This is a genomic window from Luteolibacter sp. Populi (genome assembly GCF_040801775.1).
Lineage (GTDB): Bacteria > Verrucomicrobiota > Verrucomicrobiia > Verrucomicrobiales > Akkermansiaceae > Haloferula.
The window spans coordinates 3,294,777-3,312,057 of the sequence record NZ_CP161812.1; the positions used below are offsets into that span (position 1 = coordinate 3,294,777).

The following is a 17,281-nucleotide window of genomic DNA, read 5'->3' on the forward strand; positions in this document are numbered from 1 at the left end:
GGAATCCCGGGATGCGGGTCAGCGCAAGAGCGGGGGCTTGGTCCAGGAGCGGGTCAGAGGATCGAGGTCTTCCAGGGAAAAGACGAACGAAGGCGGATTGAGGTGCACATTCGCGCGGTCAAGCGGGCCAAGCGGTTCATTGATGCGGAACAAGCGGCCTTCCCCCGTGGTGTCACAGCCCACCTGGTAGCCATGCTTGTAGAAGCGGCCGAGAAAGTTGAAAACGTCGGCACGGAATTCATCGAAAACCTCGACATAAACCAGCGAGGGCGGATGGGACTCGAAGTGCTTCGTGGCTCCTTTCAACATGGCGAACTCGGCACCTTCGACATCCACCTTGAAAAAGTCGAAATGCTTGCCGGGAAAGGCTTCGTCGACAGTGGTCACTTCCACTTGGACCCGCTCGGCTTTCCCGAACACGGTCGGGAACTTGTCGATCATCGTGCGGTTCGAGGTGGAGCCTTGGTTGTGCTTCTCGGAAAGGTAGAGATCGAGTTGGCCGGATGACTCGCCCAAGGCCTTGGGATGGACGGTGAAGTGGTTGCCGCTGCAGTTTTGTTCGAGTCGTTTCGCCAACCTGGGATCCGGCTCGAAGCAATGAATCTCCGCAGCTCCGGCGATATCGGCCAAGAGCGCGGTGAAGCCGATGTTCGCCCCCGCATCGAGCACGGTGTGGCCGGGTTTCACCAAGGTCCCGAAGGTCCAGACGTCCAGGCCGATGGCACCATTGATGCGGCGGTTTTGGGCAAACTCGAGGTAGTCGAACTCATGCTTCCATCTCAGATCGAGTGTCAGCTTCTTATCGGCCAGGGGAACGGAAATATGACGGCCGCGCAGCCCACGGTTCGTGAGCCATCGGAGACCTTTCCCTACTTTCTCGATCAGTGTCATAAAATCTTTCTGCCCTGGCAGCAGGACCTGGCGTTGATGAACAGCCCGAGCCCAAGACAACCCTTCGGCAAAGGTCTAGAATTGGAAGTAAATAAAGCCGCGGGGAGCGCCCGGATTCACCGTGAGCAGGAAAAGCATCAAGGCGTGCACGCAGCCCTCCAGGCCCGGCCGGGCAAGCCTGCCGGCGAATCCAGGGCGATGCTCCCGCAGCCAGCCCCAAGCATGATAGAGGACCACCGGGGTACCATAGAACAGGAGAGAGAAGAGGGGTGGACCCGACACCGACCTGTTGCCGCTCGCGAAGCCTTCGAAATAGGCGCGCACATGCGCCATGTCCGGCATGAGGAAGGTCAGCCAGAGCAGGGTGACGGCGTGGAAAGTGTAGAGGGTCCCGAAGAAGGAACGTAGCGCGGAGGGCGGGGCATCGGCGAGCTTGCCGCGGCGGCGGGTGATGAAGCGTTCGGCGGCAAGCAAGAGGCCGTGAAGGGTGCCCCAGATGGCGAACTTCCACTCCGCGCCGTGCCAGAGCCCGCCGAGAAACATCACGAGGAAGAGATTCACGTAGGTCCTCCCCTCCCCTTTCCGGTTTCCGCCGAGAGGAATGTAAAGGTAGTCCCGCAACCATGCGGAGAGCGACATGTGCCAACGCCGCCAGAACTCCGTGATGCTGGAGGAAAGATAAGGGAAATTGAAATTCTCCGGGAAGCGATAGCCGAACATCGCCGCCAAGCCGATGGCGATCAGCGAATAGCCGCCGAAGTCCGCGAAGATCTGCAAGCCGTAGCCGTAGAGGAGCGGGATTAGGAAAAAGGGACTCGCCGTGGAAAGCTGCCCGCTGCCGATCGTGAGGAGGACGGTCTGCTCCGAGAGATTGTCGGCGACGAAGACTTTTAGGAAATACCCGAGGATCAAACAGCGGATCACCTGCTGCCAGGGAATTTCCGCGAAGCGTTTGGCGGCGATCTGCGGCCAGAATTGCTTGGCCTTGACGATCGGGCCGGCGACGAGTTGCGGGAAGAAGAGGAGGTAGAAGCCGATGTCACGCACGCCCTTCGCGAAGCGGGTGCCGCGGGTGAGCATGGCATCGCCCTCGCGGGTGACTTCGCCGCGGGCGACATCCACGATCATGCTGATGCCGTGGAAGGTGTAGAAGGAGATGCCGATCGGGAGCGGGATGTCCTGCAGGGATTTGACCCAGGTCTCCGGTAGGAAGGGCAACATCCCGGCGACGAAGCCAGCATACTTGAAGACGGCGAGAAGCGCGAGGTTGAGGGCGACGGCGAGGCGGGTCCACTGTTTGACCCGCGCTTCGTCGCCCGCGACCTTGTGGAGGATGATGCGGGCGGTGGCGATGCTATTGCCGACGCATGAGACGGCGAGCAAAGCCACGAGGCGGAAGTCTTCCCAGCCGTAGAAGACCACGCTGGCCGCCAGGGCGACCGTGACCTGCCACGCCTTGCCATGCCTACCCGCCGACCAGGGGGCGTAGTAGAGGGCGAAGGTGACCGCCAGCAGGACGGCGAATTCCCAAGAATTGAAAAGCATGCGGTCTAGGCGACTGCGGGCGGTGGCGAGGCGGAGGTCAATTCTTCCCGCACTCTCCGTGCGGAATTTTCGAGCCCGGATGCGGTGAGGTGCACCCAGGAATCGTAGACGAAGTAGTTCTTGGTAGCGTAGGTCAGGAATTTCATCCGCTCCGGACTGTCAGGGTCCAAGGCAAGGGCCGTGCGGAGGGCCTCGGCGGCCGAGCCGAGCTCCACCGCACCGGGGCATACTCCCGGCAATACGTAGCAGGCCTGGCCCAGGGCGAAGACTCTTTTACCGGCCATGAGCGCTTGGAAGCCGACCGACGAATTGATCGTACATACCACCTCCGCGCCGGCCATCGCCTCCTCCAACGGTGTGACTTCATCCCAGATGACGGATTTCATTTTATCAAAGGTCTCCATGATCCGCCATGGCCTGGGCTGGACGGGATGGGGCCGGACAACAACGGGCAAGTCCGGAACCACTTCATCCCGCGCCTCACAGCAGATCCGGAGAGCCTCCGCCATCCCTTGGAACAAGGGCGAGTAGAGGACATGCTGGGTGTCGAGCTCGACCTGGAAAATCAGAAGGATATAGCGTGGCGGCAACTTGCCGCCGATCTTTTCATAGGCAGCAGTCGCGCGGCGTTTCACGCCCCAGTGCTCTAACAATTTGGGCCGCCAAATCCACGGCCTGAGGCAAGGATCCACGATCAAGTCTTGAAAGACGCTCCATGCCCACCGCGGGCTGCGCGCGGAGTGCCTAGCGGCAGCGACCGGGAGAACGTCGGTGCAGACCGAGTCGCGGGCGAAGCTGCGGAGTTCCTCATAAGTGGCCGGCGTGATATCATTACGAGATGACAAATACTTCCCGGCTAGCGAATTTTTGAAATTAATCCCTGACGAGTCGATCTGAAGAGTCCTTGGAAGATACCCGTTTTCAATATGAATCACGCGCAGCGAGTCCATATCTGCAGCACGAATGGCAGCGCGTTGGTAAATTTTAAACCCATTAAAAATAAGAAGCGCGTTCACGCCCCCTTCGCGAAAAATCCTCCGATACCAAGATACCAATTTCCGATAAAGCTCCCGATACGAGGGGTCATAGTTAAACATCCTGCGGAATGCAGCGGTGTCCTCATCGATCAGTTCGTCTGAGAGCGATTCTTCGGAAGGCCCTGAAATCAAATCATCAATATTGGAGTGAAGAAGCGGAATCCCAGCCTGTTTCGCCTCGGTGAGATGGAAGCGGAAAGGTGCCACGACCTTTATGTTGACACCTTTCGATTTCAAGACGCCGGCGAGAGCGTAGAGATAAGGCATGAACGAAGTGCCCGGAATTACCGCCAAAGTAAGTTCGGGATTGTTTGAATTTACCATACATTGAAATTCCGAGAATTTTCGGCGATTCGTGTTAAGGAGTTGTTAAGAATCGCTTTGGCAACGGATTCGATTTGCCAAATCCAAGGGTGAGGAACAGTCTGCGAAACCGTCGAAAACCCAAGCTCCGACATGGTCCGTTCCGTATCCCGTGCCTTTGCATTCGTCCTAACGTTGGCATGCACCGCTCTTGCGGTGCCCAACGATCCATTTGTCGCCATCCCTGGAACCGTAATCGCGGAGAGTCCTGTCGGGAGCGGCATTTCCGTGGCCAGCCCTTCGATTGCGATCCTGCCCAACGGCAACTACGTGGCCCTCCACGATACGTACGGGGCGTATCAGATGGAGACCGTTTTTCTGTCCACGAACCGCGGCGCGACCTGGGCCCAGGTGGCAGAGTTTCCGGGGCAGTGGCACAACCTCTTCCTCGACGCCGGGCAGCTCTACGCCATGGGAACGCAGCGGTCCGACGGGTCAATGGTGATCCGGCGCTCCAGCGACGGGGGACTGACGTGGACCAACCCTACCAATGCGACCAACGGGCTGCTCAAGGTTGGGAATTTCAGTACCGGGTACTGTCCCGATGGTGGTTCACAACGGCAGGCTGTGGCGCGGCTTTGAAGATCTGGGAGGTGCCACCGGTTGGCCGCAGTTGTTCCGGGCCTTCGCCGCTTCCGCTCCGGTAGGCTCGGACCTGCTCAATGTCGCAAATTGGACATGGACTGCGAGCATGCCCTCGCCAGCCGGCGCGCTAGATTCCAAATTCAACGGTTGGCTCGAGGGTAACATGGTGGTCACTCCGGCCGGAACTTTGGCCGAGATCCTGCGCGCAGACACGAAGGCCGGCATCACCGAGCAGGCCGCACTCATCGATTACGGCAGCAACGGGACGGCGGGCGTTTTCGATCCCAATGGCCGGCCGGCGGAGAATCCGAACGACAACTCCGGTTTCATCCCGTTCCCGGGAGGAGCTAAAAAATTCACGATCCGCCGCGATCCGATCACCGGTGACTACTGGTCGCTGGTGAATCGGGTGCTGCCACCGTGGTATGGCAATGACCCGATTTACATCCGCAACTTGGTCAGCTTGGTGCGCTCCACCGATCTGGTGCATTGGGAAACGAGGTGCGATCTGCTATTTCACCCCGATGTCGGGTTCCATGCATTCCAGTACTTGGACTGGCAATTCGATGGGAACGATCTCGTCGCGGTCTCGAGAACTTCGTGGCAGGGGAGAAACTACCACGATGCGAATTTCATCACCTTCCACCGGGTCTCGAACTTCCGGACTTTGACGACGGCGAACTCAATCGCCACGGACGGATCGATCACATGGCCCTTCCCGGGCCTGGAGGTTACCGGGTCGAGATTTACTCCGGCCCTGCTGGAAAACGGGACCTTGGCCTATGGCAACCGCAACTATCTGTGGGACGAGGTGCCTAAGGCATTTGCGAACTCGCTGATCACGCAGGTGAGCGGTGGAATTGCCGCTTCGATGAAGCTGAAGGCCGTGGAATCGAATCGCGCCTATCTTGCTTCATCCACAGCACCATGGGCAGGGGGCCTGCCGGGCTGGATATCGACCGGGCAATCGTTTTGTTCCAACGACGGAGGGAGGACGCGGATGCACCTCTATCGCAGGGATTTCGTCGCGGGCCAAGAGGTGATCGTGCCGCAGACCACTTGGACCGGGACCTTGTTGGTAGTGCCTCCCAAGACCACCCCGGTCGGCTGGTGGCGCTGTGAGTCGACCTACGGGAACACTGCCGTGGCGGATGAATTCTTCGCCTTCCATGGCAAGCCCTCCTCTCCTTCCGGCCCCTTGGCCATGGCCTTCGGCCGATTTGGCGGGGCACTGCGATTCAATCCGGGCCAGCATGTCGATCTGGGCAACGTGTTCCCGCTGACGCGGGTGCCGTTCACCATCAGCATGTGGATCCGCCTGGATGCGGGCGATACCACTCCCGGGGTGCCGCTCTCGAAGATGAATGCGGGTTCCTTCGACGGCTACGCATTCGAGGTCAACCCCGCGGGATCGCCGGGGAAGATCCGCTTCTCGGCCAGCTCCGCCAGTGCCGAACTGCAGTCGAACCAAGCCATCAATGACGGTCTGTGGCACCATGTCGCGGTGACCTCCAAGCCCGCCGGGAATCAGATCCTATATGTGGACGGTGTCGAACAAGCGCGCTGCCCGGCCCCGGAAATCCGTGCGACAAGCGCCGCATTGCGCTTCGGCGCGCGCACGGTGAACAACGCGGCGGAGGCCGGATTTATCGGTCTGCTTGACGAGATCCAGATCTATCACTCGGCCCTGCCGGCAGCGCGAATCGTGGAATTGTCCGCGGATCCGACTTCACCAGCCAGCCCGCCGGGGATTCCTGTTCCCATCGCAAGCTTCACCGGACCTTCCAGGGAAACTTGGGAAAACCCGTTCCCCCATCAGGCGCGGCTGAGCTGGGAGGCGATTCCAGGCCGGAGCTACGGGATATTCAGAAGCCCCGATCTGGAACGCGGTTCTTGGCAGCTCATCGACGTGATCACGCCGGAAACCAACATCGGGGAGTTCGAGGAGAATGCCTCTACGGGCCGGGCATTTTTCCGCGTGGAACTGCTGCCTTGATCGAGGAGCGTGACGAGACCGGTTGCCCATTGCGAAAGCGGATCCGCCCGTCGTGATGGTCTTGGACTTGAGAAAAAGCTTCAGCTCAAGTTCGCCGGGAAAACCGGGAGGGGCTGGCGTGTCGTGAATGCCTTCAACCAGGTTTCTGAGAAGGACAATGCTTCGGCGATGACCTGGTGCATATCCATGTAGCGATAGGTGGCGAGGCGGCCGAGGAAGGAGACACCTCGCCCGGCATTGGCCAGGGCGAGGTAGGCTGCGAGCTTCTCTTTGTCGGCAGCCAGACGCTTCGGGTAGTAGGGAATGTCGCCCGCGGCGGTTTCCTTGGCGAACTCGACGAGGCCGACGCTGCGTTCGTGGTTCTCCCAAGGAGTGAAGTGCTTGTCCTCGTGGATGCGGGTGTGAGGGACTTCGAGCTGCGGGTAGTTCATCTGGCTGCAGCCTTGCAGGTCGCCGGCGGATTCGATGCGTTCCCAGAAGACGGTACGGTATGAAAGGCGGCCGAGGCTGTGGTCGAACCAAGCATCGAGGGGGCCGGTGTAGAAGACGTGGGAGAAGTCCGCGGCCATCGCTGGCTCGTAGGGGGTGGAGAGCTTCACCTCCACCAGTTCGTGATCTAGGATGCGGGCGATGCAGGCGGTGTAGCCATCGCGGGGGATGCCGGAGTAGCGGCTGCGGTGGTAGGAGTCGTCGTAGTCGAAGCGGATCGGCAGGCGCGAGAAGATGGAGGTGGGGAGTTCGCGCGGTTCGCAGCCCCAATGCTTCTTGGTGTAGCCGTAGATGAAGGCCTGATAGAGATCGGGGCCGATGAGGTGGAGGGCCTGCTCTTCGAAGTTGGCGGGATTGGCGGAAGACTTGTCACCGAGGCTGGCGACGAAGGCCCGGGCTTCCGCGGGGCCAAAGCGTTTGCCGAAAAACTGGTTGAGGGTGTGGAGATTGACCGGTAGCGAGAAGATGCCCCGATCGATCGTCGCCTTCACGCGGTGGCGGTAGGGGACGATGTCGCTGAAGCGGCGGATGTAGGACCAGACGGCTTCGTTGTCGGTGTGGAAGATGTGTGGGCCGTACTTGTGGAGCATCACGCCGGTCGCTTCATCGCGCTCGGTGTGGCAATTCCCGGCGACGTGAGGCCGCTCGTCGATGACCAGGGAAGCGAGGCCCGCGTGCTCGGCGAGATAGCGGGCCAGCACGGCCCCGGAGAAGCCGGCACCGACGATGAGAACGCGCCCGCGGGGCGGCGAGATGAAGGGTGAGTCGGGCATGGGAGAGCCCGCGGCGGGCGAGGGCGAGGCTTCAGACGGAAGCGGGTGCCGGGAGAAATTGTTGGAGCCACTGCGCGACCCTCTCGCCGGAGCGAGCGGTGCACCAATGGAGCGCCAGTTCGCGGGCCTTCGCACCGAGGCGGGTGCAAAGCGCGGGGTCCCCGATGAGGGCGGCCATCCGGTCGGCCAGAGTGGCGGCGTCCTCGGGGTCGAACTGGAAGCCGCTTTCCCCCTCGATCACGAGGGTATGGCGGGCTCCTGTGGCGGTGCTGACGAGCAGGGGCAGCGCACAGGAAGCGGCCTCGTGGACCACGACTCCGTAGGTATCGCCCTTCGACGGGAGGATGAAGGCAGAGGCGGCGTGGTATTCGGCCAGCAGCTCCTGACGCTCCCTGAAGCCGGCGAGCGAAAGCCAAGGGCTGGCGGCATCTTCCGCGGAGGGAGTCCATGATCCGCTGCCCACGAGACGAATGACGAAGCCAAGGCCGCGCTGATGGAGGAGGCGGGCTGCCTCCGTGAGGATATCGAGGCCCTTGGATGCCTCCAAGGCGCCGACGAAGAGAAAACGGAAAGGCTCGGCTTTGGCTGCGGATGCCAGCGGGAAGCGGGAGGAATCGATGCCGTGGGGTGCCAGAATGGGGGCGCACGCACCGGCCTTCGCGAAGGCACTTTCGCCATCCTTGGTCTTGGCAATGACGCCATCGAAAAGCCCGCGGATCAGCCGGTGGTAGATGAGGTGGAAGCGGGTGGCCGCATGTGGCGGCGGAGCGGCCCCGATATCGGTCGATAGCAGGCAAGGCACCCGGTGACGGCGCGCCCAAAAGGCAGCGCTGAGATTGAGCGGATTCCGTTCGTTCAGAATCAGGATATCCGGCGCGTGTTGCGAGAGCAGCTCGCCGATGCCCGAGCCCCCCGGCAGGAGAATCTTGTCCCGCGCGGACGAGCCGAGCAGGCGCTGGACCCACTCGGGCGCGGGCTTGCCACTGAAGAACAAAAAGAGCGGATCGTGATCAGCAGCCTCCAAGCCGGTCCAGGGACGATAGGTGGAGCGGCTTCCAACCAAGATCCGCAGCCGCCAGCCCTGCGCCTTCATGGCCCGCTCGAGTCCGCGATAGAAATCGACCGCGTAAGGCTGCAGCGAGCCGGTGATGAGGATGCAGGAGATCTCCCGATCGGGTGGAACTACGGCGACCATGGTACTACGCTTGCGGCCGGGCATTCACGGAATCCAAGCCGCCACCGAGCAATCGCTCGGCATGCGCCAATCGCCGCGCGGTGAAAGTGCCACGGAGCCGACCTTGGGACCGTCCGGCATGGCATTGCGCTTGAACTGCTGCGAGAAGAAGCGGCGCAGGAAAACCTCAAGCCACTTGGCGATGGTCTCGCGCGAGACCTCCGGGGAGAAGGCGTGCTCCGCGAGGAAGAGGATCTTCTCCGGCGGGAAGCCATTTCTCACGAACTGGAAGAGGAAGAAATCGTGAAGCGAATAAGGGCCGACGAGGTCCTCGGTATGCTGGGCGATCTCGCCCTTGGCATCCGGTGGCAGCAACTCGGGGCTGATCGGCGTGGCGGCGATGTCGTGAAGAAGCGCCGACTCCGGACCGCGGAAGATCTCGTTGGCGCACCATTCGACGAGGTGACGGACGAGAGTTTTCGGGATGCCTGCGTTCACATGATACATCGACATGTGGTCGCCATTGAAGGTGCACCAGCCGAGCGCGAGTTCGGAGAGGTCTCCCGTGCCGAGAACAAAGCCACCGATCTGATTGGCCACATCCATGAGGATCTGGGTCCGCTCGCGGGCTTGCGAGTTCTCGTAGGTGATGTCGTGCAGGTCCGGCGGGTGGCCGATGTCCTTGAAGTGGAGGTCAACCGCGTCGCGAATGGGGATCTCGCGGAGGCTGATGCCGAGCATCTTGGCGAGGGCGAGGCTGTTATCGTAGGTGCGATCCGTGGTGCCGAAGCCAGGCATGGTGATCGCCACGATCCCCTGCCGGTCCATGCCAGCGAGGTCAAAGGCGCGCACCGCGACCAAGGCCGCGAGGGTCGAGTCCAGCCCGCCGGAGAGACCGAGCACGATGCCCTTCGGCTTGGTGTGGCGGAGGCGCTTGACCAAGGCGGTCGACTGGATGCGGAAGATCTCCTCGCAATGCTCTGCACGCCGCAGCGGGTCCGAGGGCACGAAGGGGCGAGGATCGACATGGCGGAGCAGGCCGGCTTTCGAGGGCCACGGCTCAATTGTTAGAGGCACGCGACGGAAGGTCTTCGAGGCCGGGCTGTCGCGGTAAGTGTTGTTGACAGTCCGCTCGTTGAGGAGGCTTCCGACATCGATATCCGCGACGGCGATTTGAGGATCGAAGCTGAAGCGTGCGGTCTCGCCGAGCAGGCGACCGTTTTCCGCGATCAGAGCGTGGCCCGAATAGACGACATCCGTCGTGGATTCGCCGGGGCCGCAGGAGCAGTAGGCGTAAGCGGCGATGCACCGCGCGGCCTGCTGGCGCACGAGGTCGCGCCGGTAGCCGACCTTACCTAACAGCTCGTTGCTGGCTGATAGGTTCAGCAGGACATTGGCACCGGCCAGGGCTTGCTCGCAGCTCGGCGGGATAACCGACCAGAGGTCTTCACAGATCTCGACGCCGACGATGCATTCGTCCCAGCCTTCGACGGGGAACAAGAGATCCGTGCCGAAGGGAACCTCGACATCCAGCAGCTTCACCATGCCGCCATCAGGGAGGTCATGCGCGGTGCCGAACCAGCGGCGTTCGTAGAACTCGCGGGCATTCGGAAGGTGGGTTTTGGGAACGATGCCGGCGATCTTTCCATCCGCGCCAATCACCGCAGCCACATTGTAGATGCGGCCGGTAACGGCAAGCGGCAGACCGACCAACGCCGCGATCCCGAGCTTTGCGCAAGCCACGGAAATCTCGCCGAGGCCCTTCACCGCCTCATCGAGCAGGCGCTGGTGGAAGAACAGGTCGCCGCAGGTGTATCCCGTGAGGCCGAGCTCCGGCAGCAGGGCGATCTGCGCGCCGGATCGCTTCGCTTCCTCAAGCGAGGCGATCGTCTGGAGGACATTGAGTCCAACAGCGGCCACTTCCAGCGAAGGGACGCAAGTCGCGAGACGGAGATACTTGAAGGGCGACAACGACATGGAATCAGTTCAGTTGGCCCACAGCTCTTCGAGCACCGCGCGCGACGAGTCTTCATCAAGGCAGCGGCCGAGCGGGACATATTGGATCCGCGGGTCGTTCTGAACGCCGGCATCGAGGCAGCGCCAGCAATCGACGACCGTCACGCTTTCCTTACCGGCGAGGAAGTCCTCCGCCGTGAGCGAGCGGAAAGCTGCATCGGGGGTGGTGACGACCACCAGAGCCGCATCCGCAAGCGCCGACGCGATCGATTCGGCCACCAGCACGCCGCCGCGGAAGGCACTGCGGGCCCCTTCCGAAGCAAGAGGATCGTAGCCGATTACGCGCATGCCGGCATCGGACATGGCCACAGCCAAGGCGACGCCTTGCGACTCCTCGACCACGTGCGAGAGAGGCTTGTAGGCAAGGCCCAGCACGGCGGCGGTCTGGCCCTTGCGCATCATCGGCGCGAGCTTGGCGGCGATGCGCGGGGCGAGGGATTGGTTGTATTCGTGGTTGGATTCCAGCAGTAGGGAATCGGCACCCACCTCGCCACAGAGGAACCCGAGAGCAACATTGTCACGGGGGAAGCAGGGGCCGGCGAAGCCGAGTCCACCGGTGAGATACTTGCGGCCCACTCGGGTGTCGGAGCCGATGGCATCGCTGACCACATCGACATCGCCACCCGGGATGCGTTCGCAAAGATCCGCGAGGGTGTTCGCGAAGGAGATCTTCATCGTCACGTAGCTATTGAGCGCGATCTTCGCGACCTCCGCATTCTCGATACTCATGCGGCGCACGACGGGCTCCTTCATGCAGATGCCGCGGTTCACTTCTTCAAGAACATCGCCGGAGCGCTTGTCGAATTCACCGACCAGATAAAAGTCGGGATTGAGGAAGTCGCGGATCACGCTGCCGAGGGCGATGAACTCCGGCGAGTAGCAGAGGCCGAAGTCCTTCCCGCATTTCTTGCCGGATGCCTGCTCAAGCACAGGCAGAAGGCCGTGACGGGTCGCGCCGGGAAGGACGGTGCTGGTGAGCACGATGACGTGGTAGGAATCTTTTTTCGCAAGCGCCTTGCCTAACAGCTCGAAGGCGAAGCGCGCATACTGGAGCTCGAACGAACCGCGGCTGTCGCTGGGAGTCGGCACGATCACGAAGCTGATGTCACTGCCAAGCACGGCTTCCTCATGGCTCATGGTCGCCCGGACCTTGTCGCGATGGGCGTGGATCATCTCTTCCAGCCCCGTTTCCTGGACGGGCGCGCGGCCTTCGTTGACGGCACGCACGGCGCTTTCCGAAATGTCGACGCCGATCACATTGAAACCGCGATGAGCCATGCCCGCAAGCATGCTGGCACCCAGCTTGCCCAGGCCGATAACCGATACATTTTCAATCATAACAATCTATAAGAGGGGGGAATTCAAACAGCGCTGCCGTGCAGCAATTCGGGATGCTCCTCAAGGAGCCCGGCATAACGGGTACGCCAGTTGCGGTCCCACTGCATGCGCGCCAAGGAAACGAGCGGCTTCCGGAGCCAAGCGGGATACTCATTCAATTCGGCTTGGAGCGCGGCTTCATTGATGAAGCGCCAGCGGCTCCAGCGCGAGTTGCGGGTCATGCCCGAGGGCTCGAGCTGCCAATCGGCATCCTCAAGGCTCATGATGAGGGAGTCCACCAGGGCACGGTTGTCGAAGGCCTCGATGCCGCCTTGATTGAAGCCTTGGCCCTTCTGCTCGACCTTGTGGATGTGGTTGTAGTTGTGATTCTGGTGGATGGCCGTGACCGACTTCGTGGCATCGATCAAGGCACCGCCCAGACGCCGGACCCGGTAGACGAGCCAATTGTCCCAATACCAGCGGCCCAGCGCGAAGGGCGGGATCTTCCCGAACATGCCGCGCGGATAGAGGAAATAGTCGATGCCGGTGTAGCCGTGGAGCTTGCCGTTTTTCTTTACATCCTCTCGGAGATCTTCCGCCCAGTTCTCCCGGGCGAAATCGATCTCCACGGTCAGATCGTAATCAGTGCGCCTGCCGCCCATGACGAAGCGCTCCAGATCGACGCGCCCCGCCGCCTCCACCAGGTCCGGGAAGAGGATGATGTCCGCATTCACATAGCACATCCGCGGATGGCGGGCGATCTGCTCGGCGAGGCCGAAGTAACCGTCCATGCGCGGGGTTCCGTAGGCATTCAGCTCGACATCCGGGATGTGGCGGATCCCCAGCTCCGCGGCGAACTCCGCCGCGCCCTCTTCATTGCCGAAGATGAGAATCTCGACCTCCGGGTGAAGGCGGGTCCAACTGCGGATCGCATTCCGCTGGATGACCCCGATATGCCCGCGGAAAGGCTTTGGCAGGGTGAAGATGGTGAACATGGGCGGCTGCGAGATTCAGGAGATCACTGGATGACCTTCTCGCCGCGGGCACGGCGCTCGTACTGGTCCTTGATCCAGACGTAGGTCTTCTCAAGACCGTCGCGCAGCTTGATCTCCGGCTCCCAGCCGAGGACCTTGTTGATGAGGGTATTGTCGCTATTGCGGCCGCGCACGCCCTGAGGAGCGCTGAGGTTGTAGTGACGGGTCACCTTCACTCCGGCGATTTCCTCGATCATGTCGAGGGTCTGGTTGATGGAAACCAGCTCGCTGCGGCCGAGATTGAGCGGATGCGAGAAGTCGGAGGCCATCAGCTTGTCGAGACCGGTCACGCAGTCGTCGATATACATGAAGGAGCGGGTCTGCTCGCCATCGCCCCAGATCTCCAGGTTCAGGTCGCCGGTGGCTTGGGCGTGGATGATCTTGCGGCAGAGGGCGGCAGGTGCCTTTTCGCGGCCACCGTCCCAGGTGCCATAGGGGCCGTAAACATTGTGGAAACGCACGATGCGGACGTTCATGCCGTAGTCTTCCTCGAAGTGGGTGCACATGCGCTCGGAGAAGAGCTTCTCCCAGCCGTAGCCGTCTTCCGGCATCGCGGGGTAGGCGTCCTCTTCCTTGAGGGCCGTCACGGCAGTGTTGGTCTGTTTGCCGGCGGCATAGACGCAGGCGCTGGAGGAGTAGAGGTAGTTCTTCACGCCGTGCTCCTTCGCGGCCATCAGCATGTGGGTGTTGATGAGAACGCTGAGCATGCAGAGCGCGCGGTTGTTCTCGATAAAGCCCATGCCGCCCATGTTGCAGGCGAGGTTATAGACGCTGTCGCAGCCTTCGATGGCCTTGAAGCAGGCTTCCTTCTCCTCAAGGTTTAGCACGAGGTTCTCCGCGCCTTCGTGGAATTGATACCACTTCTCGGTGGGCTTGATGTCGGCCACGACGACGTCGTGCCCGCGCTCAAGGAGGACCTTTGCCAATTGACCGCCGATGAAGCCGCCGCCGCCGGCGACGAGGATACGCTGTTTGCTCATAATGTTCGGGTAGGGGGTGGGATGAGTGTATTAGGGGGGTAAAATCAGACAAACGCAGCTACGTCATCGCGGGACCAGCGCGCGGGAAGAATTTGAACCGTGGCGGGATTTCCGGTGGCGAGATGGCCGGCGGGCACGTCGCGGGAGACGACCGCGCCGGCACCGATCACTGCTCCATCGCCGATTGTCACGCCTTTCAAGATGATGGCCCTGGCACCGATGAAACAACCGCGACCGATCTCGACCGGACGCGCGGTCTCCGCCGGATTGAAGCCCCACTGCCAGCCCGGGCCCGGCAGATGGAAGTCATTGTCAACGATCAGGCAATCAGCACCGAGGATAGTCCCTTCCCCGATTCGGATGCGCTCGGCCGCGCAGATGCAGGGGCTGCTGCAGCCGACATCTTTCCCGAGCTCGATCACCGCTCCAGGGCAGATCGCCCAGAACGTGCTGCGCCCGGAGCCGATGAGTGGGTTCATTAACTTGTTCCCGAAAATCTTCACACCGCCCGCCATGACCACCCGCGCCCCACGGGCGATGCGGAAATGAGGTCGGCCGATGAGGCAGACATCCTTCGCAACCTCGGCCCGGCAGAGCCTCGCCCAAAACCGCCAGAGCGGCGATTGCAGGTTGATAAGCATCACTTTGAACTGTCCTAGGCTCATATAGTCCATTCCAAGTGAAAATCATGAAAAGCCCACGCCGCCCACCCGGAAACGGACCGGACAGCGGCTCGTGCATCGCTTCCGCCAGTGTCGTGGTGTATCATGCGGCCAGCTTTTATGGCATCTCGCCCAACGGCTCGGGGATCTCCAGCAGCTTCCTGTAGATGGACAGGAACTTTTCCGCCGTGTGGCGCGGCTGGAAGTAGTCGCGGTCTTCCTCGTGCCTTGCCTCTCCCATCTGCAGGGCCAGCGGGATATCGTTCATCAACCGGGACAATGCGGCGGCGAGACCCTCGGATTCCAGCGGCTCGACAATGAAGCCATTGATACCATCGAGGATATAGCCACTCTGTCCGCCATGGCGCGTGGTTACGACCGGCAATCCGATCACCCGTGCCTCCTTCACCACATTCGGGCTCGAATCTGCCCGGGTGGGCAGCACCAGACAGAGCGCTCCCGCCAGCTCCTTCTGAAGTTGATCCCATTTCAGGGTCGGGAGCCATTCAATGCCCGCGATGCCGCTGCCCGTCACCGCGCTCCGCAGTTCGCCGTCTCCGACCATCTTCAGGCGCCATGTGCGATCCTCCAGTTGCCTGAGGGCATCTAACAATACATCGACCCCTTTCCCGCGCGAGATGGCACCCACAAAGATGGCGTAAGGTTCGCCGGTGTCCGGTGCCCAAGGTACCTTGTAGAAGCTTGGATTCACCCCGTACTCCACTTGCCTGACGTCGGCTTGGGGATGAACCTCTAGAATCCGATCGGCAGCCCAGCGGGACTCCGCGGTGATGACCTTTGCGGACCGGAGAAATCTCGGTTCCCATTGCGCAATCTTCTTCCATTGCCAGATAGAGGGCAGAAGTCCTAGCCGTTCCAGATAGGAAAGCACCCCTTGGACCGAGAAGACGGTCGGGACCTTCACGGCTTCGCAGACCACGGCGTATTCCTGCTCCGAGCCCCAGCAATGAACGAGGTCCGGCTTGATGGATCCGAGGGCCTTCATCAACCGTCGCTTGGCAGGCTGATAGCCTAACAGGAGATCCACCGACACCCGGCCGGAAGGAATGCAGTGGAAGTATTGATGGTTCCATTCATGTGTTCCGCCGTTCTTGTCTCGTCGTGCCAGGGAAACCCAATGGATCTCGAAATCGTCCTGCTTCCCGAACTCTTCGGAAAGTTGAGTCAGCCACGTCGCGGCCTGACCACCTCCGCGACCGGTGGCCCCATCGCTGAAGAAGCTCCACGGGAAATCGGCAAGCAGGGCGATGCGCAGCTTCCGGCAAATACCGTTCGATGATAGATTTAAAGACAATTTTTAACTGATTTGTTCCGGCACGCTCGGCCCCCAAAAGAATTCCGGCTTTCCGTTTTCTCCCGCAATTCCCTCCGCCAGCGGCGCTACGAGGTCTATGCGCCGCATCGATCACGACCTCCTGTAATCTGTCGGGACCGGACTCTCGAAGAACGGCCTCAATGTGTGCCTGACGACCGGCATAATTCCGATCCAATAGAGAACCCAAGCAAGCTGCCCGATCACCCACCCCCTCCATCCCCCGATTAGCAAAGACTGACGGGCATAGAAAGTCCGCCAAAACCGGGGGCTGCGCTCATTCTCGGCCACGAAACGAAGAACCATCATTCTCCACAGCCTAGATCTGAGATAGCCTATGGCCAACTTGGGCATCGCAATCTTCGCAAAAATTTCAGCGCCCTCGAGATCTCCCAAGCTAGTGAAGCCTGTTATAAGCCGCGTCGAATTCCATTGCTGACCTACAGGAGCGCGCCCGTGTTTAACTAGTTCGCATGGGACCAACCTTATTGACAGCCCCTCCAGCACGGCATGAAGCGACATCGCCACATGAGGGGCGAGCGAATACGCCCAATGGTAGCCGACGTTGAGGCGTTTCAGAACAGATTTCCGACGGAACACACAACTCGAGATAAAAAGAAGGTTACTATAAAACCTGATATTCTCGCATCGCGCAGAGAGGCTTTCAAGGTCAGAAATCGTCTGGCGTTCTGCGACCTCACCCCCGTTACTGCTGTTAAACTTTAACAGGAAATCGTTTGGCCCGGTGCTAAGGATTTCCTCCATGATTGACCGAACCGCCCCGCGGATCGGCGGATCGTCGTCACTGAGAGTCCATACCCAATCGCCTTCAGCGACCTCGAAGCAGCGCAGGACGTTCGCGGCCAGCCCTACGTTTGCGGAATTTCGAATAAAGCGAATCCTCTGAGGGTCGATCCCCTGCAATTTCCGGAGTTCGGGCTCGAGCGCCTCAGGCGAGTGATTGTCGATTATAACAAGTTCAACATCATCCGGAAGCACATCGTCGAAGAGTGCCTGCAGAGTCGCCGAGAGTTGGGCCAACCGGTCGTAGGTGGGAATCGTGATCGAAAGTCTTACCATAGAGAG

Annotated in this window: 14 protein-coding genes; 2 read left to right on the forward strand and 12 right to left on the reverse strand. The window is 61.0% G+C overall.

Features of this window, described 5'->3' with window-relative positions; translation table 11 throughout:
* Positions 1–18: 18 nt before the first annotated feature.
* From ABWK72_RS13325 to ABWK72_RS13335, 3 genes are all read right to left on the reverse strand, one after another.
* Positions 19–891 (reverse strand): FkbM family methyltransferase, encoded by an 873-nt coding sequence (locus ABWK72_RS13325; RefSeq protein WP_367875284.1) that lies wholly within the window; start codon positions 889–891, stop codon positions 19–21.
* A gap of 75 nt (positions 892–966) precedes the next feature.
* Entirely contained in the window at positions 967–2,436 is a 1,470-nt protein-coding gene (locus tag ABWK72_RS13330) for an MBOAT family protein (RefSeq protein WP_367875285.1), read from the reverse strand.
* 5 nt (positions 2,437–2,441) lie between these two features.
* Positions 2,442–3,740 (reverse strand): hypothetical protein, encoded by a 1,299-nt coding sequence (locus tag ABWK72_RS13335; RefSeq protein ID WP_367875286.1) that lies wholly within the window; start codon positions 3,738–3,740, stop codon positions 2,442–2,444.
* Between the two features lie 189 nt (positions 3,741–3,929).
* Here ABWK72_RS13335 and ABWK72_RS13340 point away from each other — a divergent pair, with 189 nt between their 5' ends.
* Positions 3,930–4,418 carry a hypothetical protein gene (locus ABWK72_RS13340; protein WP_367875287.1) on the forward strand — a complete coding sequence of 163 codons (489 nt, stop codon included), beginning with the start codon at positions 3,930–3,932 and terminating at the stop codon, positions 4,416–4,418.
* A complete protein-coding gene (locus ABWK72_RS13345; protein ID WP_367875288.1) occupies positions 4,381–6,417 on the forward strand; it encodes a LamG domain-containing protein in 2,037 nt (678 codons plus the stop codon). The genes ABWK72_RS13340 and ABWK72_RS13345 overlap by 38 nt, the downstream gene beginning before the upstream one ends.
* 80 nt (positions 6,418–6,497) lie before the next feature.
* Here the strand turns inward: ABWK72_RS13345 and ABWK72_RS13350 are convergent, their stop codons facing one another.
* The 9 genes from ABWK72_RS13350 to ABWK72_RS13390 form a co-directional block, all read right to left on the reverse strand.
* Complete coding sequence (locus tag ABWK72_RS13350; protein ID WP_367875289.1) at positions 6,498–7,679, reverse strand: UDP-galactopyranose mutase; 1,182 nt, start codon at positions 7,677–7,679, stop codon at positions 6,498–6,500.
* A 31-nt stretch (positions 7,680–7,710) separates the two neighbouring features.
* On the reverse strand, positions 7,711–8,898 hold the full coding sequence (locus tag ABWK72_RS13355) for a glycosyltransferase family 4 protein (protein WP_367875290.1): 1,188 nt from the start codon (positions 8,896–8,898) through the stop codon (positions 7,711–7,713).
* A complete protein-coding gene (locus ABWK72_RS13360; protein WP_367875291.1) occupies positions 8,899–10,830 on the reverse strand; it encodes an NAD(+) synthase in 1,932 nt (643 codons plus the stop codon). It lies immediately after the preceding gene.
* Positions 10,831–10,839: 9 nt separating this feature from the next.
* On the reverse strand, positions 10,840–12,207 hold the full coding sequence (locus tag ABWK72_RS13365; RefSeq protein ID WP_367875292.1) for a nucleotide sugar dehydrogenase: 1,368 nt from the start codon (positions 12,205–12,207) through the stop codon (positions 10,840–10,842).
* A 23-nt stretch (positions 12,208–12,230) separates the two neighbouring features.
* Positions 12,231–13,181: a hypothetical protein gene (locus tag ABWK72_RS13370; protein WP_367875293.1), complete on the reverse strand. Its 951-nt coding sequence runs from the start codon at positions 13,179–13,181 to the stop codon at positions 12,231–12,233.
* A 23-nt stretch (positions 13,182–13,204) separates the two neighbouring features.
* Complete coding sequence (locus tag ABWK72_RS13375; RefSeq protein ID WP_367875294.1) at positions 13,205–14,200, reverse strand: NAD-dependent epimerase/dehydratase family protein; 996 nt, start codon at positions 14,198–14,200, stop codon at positions 13,205–13,207.
* Between the two features lie 44 nt (positions 14,201–14,244).
* On the reverse strand, positions 14,245–14,874 hold the full coding sequence (locus ABWK72_RS13380; protein WP_367875295.1) for a DapH/DapD/GlmU-related protein: 630 nt from the start codon (positions 14,872–14,874) through the stop codon (positions 14,245–14,247).
* 106 nt (positions 14,875–14,980) lie between these two features.
* Positions 14,981–16,177 (reverse strand): glycosyltransferase family 4 protein, encoded by a 1,197-nt coding sequence (locus tag ABWK72_RS13385; protein WP_367875296.1) that lies wholly within the window; start codon positions 16,175–16,177, stop codon positions 14,981–14,983.
* A gap of 111 nt (positions 16,178–16,288) precedes the next feature.
* Positions 16,289–17,275, reverse strand: a complete 987-nt coding sequence (locus tag ABWK72_RS13390) for a glycosyltransferase family 2 protein (RefSeq protein WP_367875297.1) — start codon at positions 17,273–17,275, stop codon at positions 16,289–16,291.
* Positions 17,276–17,281 lie beyond the last annotated feature (6 nt).

Excerpts from the sequence above, each read along its gene's own strand:
- ABWK72_RS13325 (WP_367875284.1), bottom strand. The coding sequence starts at position 891 with ATGACACTGATCGAGAAAGTAGGGAAAGGTCTCCGATGGCTCACGAAC.
- ABWK72_RS13330 (WP_367875285.1), bottom strand. The coding sequence starts at position 2,436 with ATGCTTTTCAATTCTTGGGAATTCGCCGTCCTGCTGGCGGTCACCTTC.
- ABWK72_RS13335 (WP_367875286.1), bottom strand. The coding sequence starts at position 3,740 with ATGCCTTATCTCTACGCTCTCGCCGGCGTCTTGAAATCGAAAGGTGTC.
- ABWK72_RS13340 (WP_367875287.1), top strand. The coding sequence starts at position 3,930 with ATGGTCCGTTCCGTATCCCGTGCCTTTGCATTCGTCCTAACGTTGGCA.
- ABWK72_RS13345 (WP_367875288.1), top strand. The coding sequence starts at position 4,381 with ATGGTGGTTCACAACGGCAGGCTGTGGCGCGGCTTTGAAGATCTGGGA.
- ABWK72_RS13350 (WP_367875289.1), bottom strand. The coding sequence starts at position 7,679 with ATGCCCGACTCACCCTTCATCTCGCCGCCCCGCGGGCGCGTTCTCATC.
- ABWK72_RS13355 (WP_367875290.1), bottom strand. The coding sequence starts at position 8,898 with ATGCCCGGCCGCAAGCGTAGTACCATGGTCGCCGTAGTTCCACCCGAT.
- ABWK72_RS13360 (WP_367875291.1), bottom strand. The coding sequence starts at position 10,830 with ATGTCGTTGTCGCCCTTCAAGTATCTCCGTCTCGCGACTTGCGTCCCT.
- ABWK72_RS13365 (WP_367875292.1), bottom strand. The coding sequence starts at position 12,207 with ATGATTGAAAATGTATCGGTTATCGGCCTGGGCAAGCTGGGTGCCAGC.
- ABWK72_RS13370 (WP_367875293.1), bottom strand. The coding sequence starts at position 13,181 with ATGTTCACCATCTTCACCCTGCCAAAGCCTTTCCGCGGGCATATCGGG.
- ABWK72_RS13375 (WP_367875294.1), bottom strand. The coding sequence starts at position 14,200 with ATGAGCAAACAGCGTATCCTCGTCGCCGGCGGCGGCGGCTTCATCGGC.
- ABWK72_RS13380 (WP_367875295.1), bottom strand. The coding sequence starts at position 14,874 with ATGGACTATATGAGCCTAGGACAGTTCAAAGTGATGCTTATCAACCTG.
- ABWK72_RS13390 (WP_367875297.1), bottom strand. The coding sequence starts at position 17,275 with ATGGTAAGACTTTCGATCACGATTCCCACCTACGACCGGTTGGCCCAA.